8 protein-coding genes, 1 tRNA gene and 1 riboswitch are annotated in these 9,299 nt (G+C 31.7%); of the genes, 3 read left to right on the top strand and 6 right to left on the bottom strand.

The genetic code is table 11. From position 1 onward, the window contains the following. The first annotated feature begins 342 nt into the window (after positions 1-342). Entirely contained in the window at positions 343-1,332 is a 990-nt protein-coding gene (locus tag EZH24_RS03645; RefSeq protein WP_137997771.1) for an aldose epimerase family protein, read from the top strand. A 19-nt stretch (positions 1,333-1,351) separates the two neighbouring features. Continuing rightward, positions 1,352-1,990 carry a class I SAM-dependent methyltransferase gene (locus tag EZH24_RS03640; RefSeq protein WP_137997770.1) on the top strand — a complete coding sequence of 213 codons (639 nt, stop codon included), beginning with the start codon at positions 1,352-1,354 and terminating at the stop codon, positions 1,988-1,990. A gap of 63 nt (positions 1,991-2,053) precedes the next feature. On the opposite strand, the gene EZH24_RS03635 is transcribed toward EZH24_RS03640, so the two are convergent. The 5 genes from EZH24_RS03635 to EZH24_RS03615 all read right to left on the bottom strand — a co-directional run bounded on the left by EZH24_RS03635 (position 2,054) and on the right by EZH24_RS03615 (position 7,555). Then, entirely contained in the window at positions 2,054-3,661 is a 1,608-nt protein-coding gene (locus EZH24_RS03635; protein WP_137997769.1) for a peptide ABC transporter substrate-binding protein, read from the bottom strand. 171 nt (positions 3,662-3,832) lie between these two features. Further along, positions 3,833-3,935, bottom strand: a riboswitch (TPP riboswitch). Positions 3,936-3,966: 31 nt separating this feature from the next. Beyond that, a complete protein-coding gene (locus tag EZH24_RS03630) occupies positions 3,967-4,677 on the bottom strand; it encodes an RluA family pseudouridine synthase (protein WP_137997768.1) in 711 nt (236 codons plus the stop codon). 15 nt (positions 4,678-4,692) lie between these two features. After that, positions 4,693-4,765 (bottom strand) — tRNA-Phe (locus EZH24_RS03625). A gap of 64 nt (positions 4,766-4,829) precedes the next feature. Then, on the bottom strand, positions 4,830-6,440 hold the full coding sequence (locus EZH24_RS03620; protein WP_137997767.1) for a peptide ABC transporter substrate-binding protein: 1,611 nt from the start codon (positions 6,438-6,440) through the stop codon (positions 4,830-4,832). A gap of 86 nt (positions 6,441-6,526) precedes the next feature. After that, positions 6,527-7,555, bottom strand: coding sequence for a hypothetical protein (locus EZH24_RS03615; RefSeq protein WP_137997766.1), 1,029 nt, complete (start codon positions 7,553-7,555; stop codon positions 6,527-6,529). 292 nt (positions 7,556-7,847) lie between these two features. Between EZH24_RS03615 and EZH24_RS03610 the strand changes: the two genes are divergently transcribed. Further along, on the top strand, positions 7,848-8,657 hold the full coding sequence (locus EZH24_RS03610; RefSeq protein ID WP_236847057.1) for a metallophosphoesterase: 810 nt from the start codon (positions 7,848-7,850) through the stop codon (positions 8,655-8,657). Here EZH24_RS03610 and EZH24_RS03605 read toward each other — a convergent pair whose 3' ends face one another. Continuing rightward, on the bottom strand, positions 8,658-9,266 hold the full coding sequence (locus tag EZH24_RS03605; protein ID WP_137997764.1) for a YdbL family probable chaperone protein: 609 nt from the start codon (positions 9,264-9,266) through the stop codon (positions 8,658-8,660). Between the last annotated feature and the right edge of the window lie 33 nt (positions 9,267-9,299).

Genomic DNA, 9,299 nt, shown 5'->3' with positions numbered 1-9,299 from the left:
CCTCATACTTTATTTCTAATTCCATCTTTTTTATACCAATATGAAAATTAATTCCATTCTTCACTATAAAAATCGCTTCACTTGAAACTGTTTTTATTCATTAATCATTTAATCTATTTATATAATAACAATTATTTAAAAAATGTCAACTATTTTTTTCTATAAAAATATCGGATTTTATATTGATAAGTTTAATTTTCATAAGAATATAAAATAAACCATTATTTGAAAAATAGTTTAAAATATATATTTTATTGACTAATTCCACTTTATAATTATAATTAAATCTAAACAAATTAATTAAATTAAAAATAAAATTATATAAAATAAAAAAGGAAAATTATGCAAATTAAAAATTTTGGCGAAAAATATTTATTATACGAATTGAAAAATAAAAACGGAATGATATTAAAATTAACCGATATAGGCGCTTCGATTACGGGAGTTTTCATAAAAGATAAAAATAATAACGAAATTCAAGCGTCTTTCGGAAGCGACAATTACGATTTTTATTTGAAAGCGCATGATTATATCGGCTCTTCGGTTGGCAGAGTTGCAAACAGAACGATAAACGGAGAATTTGAATTAAATAATAAAATTTATAAACTCGCAAAAAACGACAATAATAAACATCATTTGCATGGCGGAGTTGAAGGAATATCTTTCAAAAAATTCGATTCAAAAAGTTTGGACGATAGAACGGTTTTATTTTCTTACTTTTCTAAAGACGGAGAGGAAGGCTATCCAGCAAATGTAAAAATTGAAATTACTTATTCTTTAACGGACGAAAACGAAATAATAATAAAATATTTTGCAACATCCGACTCCCCTACTCCGATTAATTTAACGAATCATTCTTATTGGAACTTAAACGGCGAAGGACTAATTTACGAGCATGATTTATTTATAGATTCAAAATTTTATTTGCCCGTAAACGAAGAATATGTTTCAACTGGAGAAATTTTGAAAACGGAAAATACTCCTTTTGATTTTAATAAAACTAAAAAAATTGGAGCGGATATTGAAAAAGCTGGCGGTTATGACAACTGTTTTATATTCGATAGCGAAAATATAAATAAATTGAGAGCGAAAGTATATAGCGAAAAAACGGGATTAACTTTGGAACTTTACACAACAAAACCAGCGATGCATTTTTATTCGGGAAATATGCTTAACGGAAGAGAAGTGAGAAAAACGATTTTAAATAAACATAACGCTTTTTGTCTTGAAACGGAATTTTTGCCAGCGTCTTTGAATTTTGTCCATTTTCCTAATATAATATTGGAAGCGGACAGAGAATATAATCAAAAAACCGTTTATAAATTATATTAAACAAATTAAATGTAGAAAAATGAAAAATAAAAAATCGGCAATAATAGAACATTATATAAACAGAGTGAAAGATTTTAATATTCCCGAATATCAGGTTTTGGATTGGGAATCGAAAGAAGCGCAGGAATTGAGATTCAAAACTTTATTGGAACATTTTAATATGGAATCTTCCGTTCTGCTTGATGTCGGCTGCGGACTCGGGAGTTTGGCGGAATATATAGACAATCAAAATATAAATTTGTATTATATCGGAATAGACATAATGCCCGAAATGATTGAAAGAGCTAAAGCGAAAACTTTTAAAAATATTAATCCGCAATTTATGACTTTGGATTTTTTCGGAAACTCGAATGCGGAAAAAGAATTCGATTATATATATTCTTCGGGAATTTTTAATTTGAATCTTGGAAATAACGATAAATTTTTGAAAGACGCCATCAAATTATTTTTAATCGCATCAAGAAAAGGCGTCTGTTTTAATTTGCTCGATATTTCATGCAAGGAAAAATACGGAGACGAATATTATTATTATAAAAAAGAGGACATATTAAAAACTACAAAAGAAATTCTCGAATCATTGAATATAAAATATAATTTGAAAATATCGGACGAATATTTAATGGGTGATTTTTCGGTGTTTGTGGATATTCTCTCTTAAAATTAGTTTTTAGTCATTGCAATGGGTTAATCCCATCGCAATGACAATTTTAAATTCTACTTCTTATTTTTCCATATAAGCGTAATTGAACCTATATCTTCCCAAAGGTTCGTCAATATAATTTTTAAGTTTCGGACTCACAACCAAAAAATCCGTTCTGTATATAAAAGGTATAATCGGAACTTCGTCAAATAATATCGCTTCGGCTTCTCGCAAAGCTTCCATTCTCTTTTCGGCATCGGTAGAGGTTCGAGCGTATTCTATTAAACTGTCGTATCTTTCGTTGGAAAATCCGCCGTAATTAAAATCGCTGTCGCTTGTCATTATTTGAAGCATAGCCAAAGGGTCGTTATAATCTCCCGTCCAGCTTGCCCTAACCATTTGATAGTTTCCCGCTTCTCTTAAAGGTAAACTTATTTTTGACTCGACAGTTCTAATTCTCAAATTGACATTCAAATTATTTTTCCACATAACTTGCACGGCTTCCATTACCGTAGTATAAAATCCAGCTCCAACATTTATTTCTATAGGAGGAAAATTCTCTCCGTTCGGATAGCCCGCTTCCGTCATTAATCTTTTCGCTTCTTCCACATTTTTTGCATGATTATTAATGTCTATATAATCTCCGCTTTCTTCTCTGAAAGATTTATTCAAGCCTTTTACAACAGGAGGAACGAATCCGCCAGTTGCGATTAATTTTCCATGCCCTATATTTTGTATTATATAATTTCTGTCAATTGCAAGAGATAAAGCCTTTCTCACTCTTTTATCGGATAAAGCCTTATCTTTCGTATTAACATCGATATAATAACAACCTATAATATCGCTCACCGCCATGAGTCCGTCCTTAATTAAATTTTCTATTTCGCCTATCGGAGGAGCGGTTATAGAAAAATCGACATCTCCAGTTCTAACGGAATTCAAAGCTATATATTCGTCAGCCATCAATACAAAATTAATTCTTTTTGCGACTTGACTTTTATAATCCCAATAATTCGTATTGATTTCAAACGCTATTAGTTCGTCTGGCTTTCTTTCAACCATTTTATAAGCGCCGTTTCCAATATAAGTTTCTGGTTTCCAAGTCCAATTATCGCCGTAGGTTTCTATAATATCCTCTCTAACGGGAACATACACTCCGCCCGAAGCGACAATATCTAAAAAATATAAAGTCGGCGCTTCCAATTCTATAATCAAAGTTTTTTCATCCGCGGCGATAACTCCTAAAGATTGAACGGGTTTTAATCCTCTCGTTATATCTTTAGCGTTTTTTATATATTCCATCAAATAAGACATTGGAGAGGCGGTTTCTGGATTTACCGCTCTTCTGAAAGAATATAAAAAATCTCCCACCGTAACTTTTTTGCCATCGCTCCATTTCGCGTCATCTCTCAAATGGAAAGTATATCTTAAATTGTCTTCGCTTATCTCCCATTTGTTCGCGACTCCTTCGATTATATTGTTGTTTGTGTCTTTATTTAGCAAACCCTCGAAAGCATGATTAATGTATATAAACCCGTAAGAGCTACTATTTAAAGCTGGGTCTATAGTTTTTAACTCATACTCCAAATTTACCGTTATCTCGTCTTTAATATCTTTTTCTTTAATATTATTGCAAGACGAAAGCAAGAGCAATAATACTAAAGTTTTTGTAAATAATTTGTAAGTCATAAAAACCCCTTCGCCAAAACTTACATTGGCATAAAAATAATTAAGTAATTTTGATTTTTATAACCGTTTGAAATGTGAATTAATCTTGTTTTGATTTAATAGATTTAATAGATTAAAAAATAAATAAAACAAGACCAACTTTAGAAAAGAATCTCATTTTATTTATTTTTTAATAATATGAGAGTGATTCCCTACGCTGGCATTACCCAAACAGGTTATAAGGGTCGAAAATTTAATTTCCTCTCAGCCTTTTAAAGCTCCCCTATTTACTCAAATTGTATTATATTTTAATTTTTTGTCAATACTTAAAATAAATTCCACGGACTATTATTCGGCAAATTAGCCTCTACAAATACGATTTCGTCTTTCACGGGATGCGGAAATTTCAAACTTTTCGCAAATAACGCAAGCGGAATATCGTTTCTATCGTATTTAATATAATTTCCGTATTTTCTGTCTCCGTATATCGCATGTCCTATATTTGAAAATTGCGCTCTTATTTGGTGAAATCTTCCCGTTTCGAGTTCGACTTTTACAAGAGACAAATTTTTTATAATATCTTCTTTAACGACATTATATTTGAGTTTTGCAAATTTTGAATTTTTAGTATTTTCAAAAACTATTTGCGCTATATTTCCTAATTTATTGCTTTTCTTAATAATATAATTTTCAAGCATTCCGTTTTTTTCGGACAAAACCCCATTGACAATCGCATAATAAATTTTTTCAAATTTTCTATCTCTTATCGCTTTGCTTAATCTTCCCGCAGCTTTAGAAGTTTTGGCAAATACCATAATTCCCGCCACAGGTCTATCCAATCTATGAACCAATCCCAAAAATATATTTCCGCTTTTATTATATTTTAATTTTATATAATCTTTCGCATATTCAAAAAAAGAAATATCCCCGCTTTTGTCTCCCTGCGTTGGAATATTTTGAGGTTTTACGGCGACTATTAAATGATTATCTTCGTATAAAGGATTGATATATTCGGTTAACTCTTTTAAGGATTGCATATTAAAAATTAAATTTGCCGAGTCAGGGAATCGAACCCTAGACACAAGGATTTTCAGTCCTTTGCTCTACCTACTGAGCTAACTCGGCTTAATTAATGAAATTATTATAACATAAGCTATAAAAAATGTCAAGTTTTTACAAAGCTTTTAAACTATTTTTCCAAATAAGCGTAATTGAATCTATGAAAGCCTAAAGGATTATAAACGACTCCTTTTAATTTAGGATTTACAAGCAAAGGCTCGGTATAAAAATAAATCGGAATCGCGCCCATATCGTCTATAAATATTTTTTCCGCTTCATGCATGGCCGCCATTCTCACATTCTGGTCGCCAGTGGACGCCGCTCTTTCTATAAGCTCGTCATATCTTCTATTGCTATAGCCTCCGTTATTTTGAGTGTTATAGCTAACGAATAAACTCATCATTGACATTGGGTCCATATAATCGGATGACCAATAAAGCCTTCCAATCATAAAGTTTTTTTCAAGCAAAGTTTGTCCGAGTAAAGCGTTGTCAATTTGAGTTATCGAAGAATCTATATTAAGATGCTCTTTCCACATTTGCTGAACGGCTTCGAATATTCCAACATGATTTCCTGGGTCAGTCTTAAACTCTATAACGGGAAAACCCGCTCCATCGGGATATCCAGCTTCCGCTAAAAGTTGTTTTGCCAAAGCTATATTGTTGCTGTAGCCTTCTTTTGAAATATCGTATAAATCGCCCGCGTTTTCTCTAAAATCCCCGCTCACATCATTAACGGCATAAGGTATCCAGCCTCCAGCGGGTTTTTGTCCGCCTTTTGTAACATTTTCTACTATGTAATTTCTGTCTATTACTAAAGACAAAGCCCTTCTCACTCTCGCGTCTCTCAAATATCGATTGGTAACATTTATAGGATAATAATAAGTGGCAATTAGAGGTTTAATCTGTATCAAGCCCTCTTCCGTTAAAGTCGGTATATCCTGCTGTGGCGGTTCGTAAGCCAAATGCAAAGTTCCGTCTTTTATTCCAGCGATTGCGGCGGCTCCGTCTTGCATAAATACGAATGTTATTTTCGGAGCGATTATGGTGTCGGCATTCCAATAATTCGTGCTTTTTACCATAATTATATTTTCGTCTATATTTCTTTCGCTCATAACATAAGGACCGTTTCCAATATAAGTTTCGGGGCTTAAAGTCCAGCTGTCGCCATGCTCTTCGATTATATCTCTTCTTAAAGGAGCGTAAGTAGGAAAAGCGGTTAACTCGAGAAAATACGCGGTTGGAGCTTCCAATTCCACCTCCAAAGTATAATCGTCTATCGCCTTAACTCCCAAAGTTTCTACTGGCATTCTTCCAGCGGTTATATCCCGAGCGTTTTTCACTGGTTCATGCTGATAACTAAATTCGCTCGCAACGGCAGGGTCGACTTCCCTTCTCCAGCTATAAACGAAATCTTCCGCCACTACTGGTTTTCCGTCCGACCATAAAGCGTTGGTTCTCAAATGAAAAGTGTAAACCTTTCCGTCCGAACTTATATCCCAACTTTCCGCGACTCCTTCCACTACTTTATTGTTTCTGTCCCTTGTCGTCAAGCCCTCGAATACATGCTGAATGTAAATCACGCCGTATATTTGAGCGTTAAAACTTGGGTCGATAGTTTTCGGCTCTACGCTTAAATTAACGATTATCTCCGAGTCGGAAACTTTAGCCGTATTTGAGCAAGCTGAAAAAACCAAAACTATTAAAGACAAAACTGATAATAAAACTTTTTTGCTATTCATAACGAACACCTCTTTATTTATTAAATTACTATGACAAGTATTTTATATTATTTTTATAAATAAGTCAAATTGTTTTTTATTATATGTCAATTATTAATTATAATATAAAGTATATACCCTAAAATAAATAAAGAAGTTATTCCGAGTCCATACATTATTAATTGAAAAATGCTGAGATTGTCAAAAAATTTCGCTACCAAATTAAGTCTCTCGTCCATTGAAACCACGGGCGCTATATAAGTGTCTTTGTCGGGGTCGAATATTCTTAATTTAATCGGTTCGGTTTCTTCTATTACGGCGCAATATTCATCGCTTAATTTTATCGTAAGTTTCACGTTTTCGTCAGTAACAACTTTTTCTATAATTTCGCCTGGAACCAAAGCTTTAGAGTATTCGTCTTTTTTGCCTTTGGATTCTATATAAATCATATTCTCTTCGTAAAGATTTGAGTTTATACTAACGACAACCATATCGCCTATTTTAATTTCGTTTATCGGAGTTCCGTTCACGGGAGAGACGACCAAAGAAGCGTTTATTATTTGATATTTGTCGGCAATATCCTCTTCCTCGTTAATCATTTCGTATTCGGCGTTTGAGAAAAAATTATACACATCAAAATCGATTTTTTTATTTTGTATATCGTCTTTGGTATTTTCTATAAAAAATTTAATATCGTTTACGGAATAATATTTGTAAGCAATATCGTATATTCCTATATTGAAATCCATAGATATATTTAAAGTGTCGGAAAATATATCTATAACGGGAACTATATCGTTTTTAATCAAATAATTTACAATATTAAATCTGTTTACTCTGTCTTTCAATATTTTGTTTATATCTTCTTTTAATTTATCGCTTGGAAAAATTAGATTATTTTCGGTGGAAACGGCAAATTCGATATGTTTGTATAATTCTTTTAAATCGTTCGTATTGTTAAGCAAATTAAAGAAATCGTAATTATTTGAAACCAACATTTCCATGCCAATCAATTTCAAATTGTCTTTATCTATAAAAAACATTAAATAAATATAATAATCCAAATCTGGATATTCGGCGAGTAACCTGACGGCTACGCATTCTTTTTCCGCTACAACAACTTCTTCTTGAACCATACACCTACCTTATTTCATCTACTTGAATTATAACATAAAAATCTTATTATTCAAGCGTGAAATTAATTTGAAAATAATGCCTTAATATTAGTATCGTATAAATTTTAATAAATTGTAAAACTTTTAATTTTATATTTACAAAAATTTATATTGATATATTATAACTTTTAATAAAACGGGATAACAAATGAATAAAGCCAAGAAATTATTGAATAAATACAAAAACCAATCCAAAAAAATTAAAATAATTATTTTCGTTATAATTATATTCGCGATATTATTTTCTTTATATATGTTTAAGACTTCGAGAGCTTTGAGAGTTCGTTATATAGATTTGGAATTTGAAGATTTGCCAAAAAGTTTTGACAATATAAAAGTCGCTTTAGCTTCGGATATTCATTCGGGGCTTTATATTCCGACTTCGCATATACAAAAAATGTCCGATATGATAACGGAGAATAACCCCGACATTATACTATTTATCGGGGATTATATTTATAGCGCGCCTAGATGGTTTAAATATCATAATAAAAAAAATATTCATAGACTTATCGAAGGAATAAAAAATTTGGAAGCTCCGCTCGGAAAATACGCCGTTTTGGGAAATCATGATAATTATGAAAGCAAAATTGATGTTTCAAACGCCATGCATTCCAATAATTTTAAGATGCTCGACAATAATATAATATTTATAACCAACGACATCGGAGAATATATTTCAATAGGAGGAGTCGGAGATTTTATGACGGACGATGTCAAATTTGATTTGGCTACAAAAAATGTCAAAACAAACGATTTTAATATTTTGTTGTCGCATGAACCCGCCGCTCCTTTGGCTATTGCAAAAAAAGAAGGTTATAACGAACTTATAGATTTTTTTGTTTGCGGACATACTCATGGAATGCAAATAAGTCTTGTTCCAATGCCTTTGATAGAAAGATTAAATAAAAATAGAGATTATCCTTTAACTACTATTTATGGAAATATGCAAAGCGGAAAAACGAAAATTTATGTTTCTTCGGGAGTCGGAGTAGTTTTGCTTCCTTTCAGATTGTTTGCGTATCCCGAAATTGTTATTGCAACTTTGAAAAATAAGAAATAGTTAATTATTCGTATTAGTATAAACCGTCCAAGTATCGTCTGGCAGTTGATAATAAGTATTATTTATTAGCCTTTGAATGTTCCTTCTATATAAAGCCGTTTCCACTTCTTTGATATTCGCCATAGTTAATTTTGGGTCAGAAAGAATCAAATACTCGGCTATAGTTCTTCTGTCTGTATTTTCTTTTTCCATTATTTCTTTTATATAATTTATTCTCTCCTCTCCAAATTGATTTTTCGGAGTCGATATTTCAAAAGCGATATACGAAAGATAACCTTTATTGTTTTCGCCTATATAAGAGTTGGTTTTATATAAATTTATTTCGTCTTGATTAAACATACTTCTTATTAAAGCCTCTTTATAATCGGATGCTATTTCATCCGAAACATTTGTGCTTACCATAATAAGACTTAAATCTTTTTCGCTCGATAAAGTGGATATTTGATAAGCGCTTTCGTCTATCTGTCGGTATCTTCCTAAAACTTGAGCCTCGATTAAAGTTTTTCCTCCCAAAACTCTCATCTCGGGTTCTCTCACAAGTATCAATTTTGAACAACTTAAATTTAAAACGCTAATAAATATAAAAACTATTATAATATTTAATTTCATTTTTAATTTATTCTTTTATAATCCATTCTTTTT

The organism is Brachyspira catarrhinii, assembly GCF_005518285.1.
In the GTDB taxonomy this organism is placed as follows: domain Bacteria; phylum Spirochaetota; class Brachyspiria; order Brachyspirales; family Brachyspiraceae; genus Brachyspira; species Brachyspira catarrhinii.
This window is presented reverse-complemented; position numbering and strand designations above follow the sequence as displayed.

Bases quoted from the DNA above. Each gene is read 5' to 3' on its own strand.
- EZH24_RS03645 (WP_137997771.1), top strand. From the start codon at position 343: ATGCAAATTAAAAATTTTGGCGAAAAATATTTATTATACGAATTGAAA.
- EZH24_RS03640 (WP_137997770.1), top strand. From the start codon at position 1,352: ATGAAAAATAAAAAATCGGCAATAATAGAACATTATATAAACAGAGTG.
- EZH24_RS03635 (WP_137997769.1), bottom strand. From the start codon at position 3,661: ATGACTTACAAATTATTTACAAAAACTTTAGTATTATTGCTCTTGCTT.
- EZH24_RS03630 (WP_137997768.1), bottom strand. From the start codon at position 4,677: ATGCAATCCTTAAAAGAGTTAACCGAATATATCAATCCTTTATACGAA.
- EZH24_RS03620 (WP_137997767.1), bottom strand. From the start codon at position 6,440: ATGAATAGCAAAAAAGTTTTATTATCAGTTTTGTCTTTAATAGTTTTG.
- EZH24_RS03615 (WP_137997766.1), bottom strand. From the start codon at position 7,555: ATGGTTCAAGAAGAAGTTGTTGTAGCGGAAAAAGAATGCGTAGCCGTC.
- EZH24_RS03610 (WP_236847057.1), top strand. From the start codon at position 7,848: ATGTTTAAGACTTCGAGAGCTTTGAGAGTTCGTTATATAGATTTGGAA.
- EZH24_RS03605 (WP_137997764.1), bottom strand. From the start codon at position 9,266: ATGAAATTAAATATTATAATAGTTTTTATATTTATTAGCGTTTTAAAT.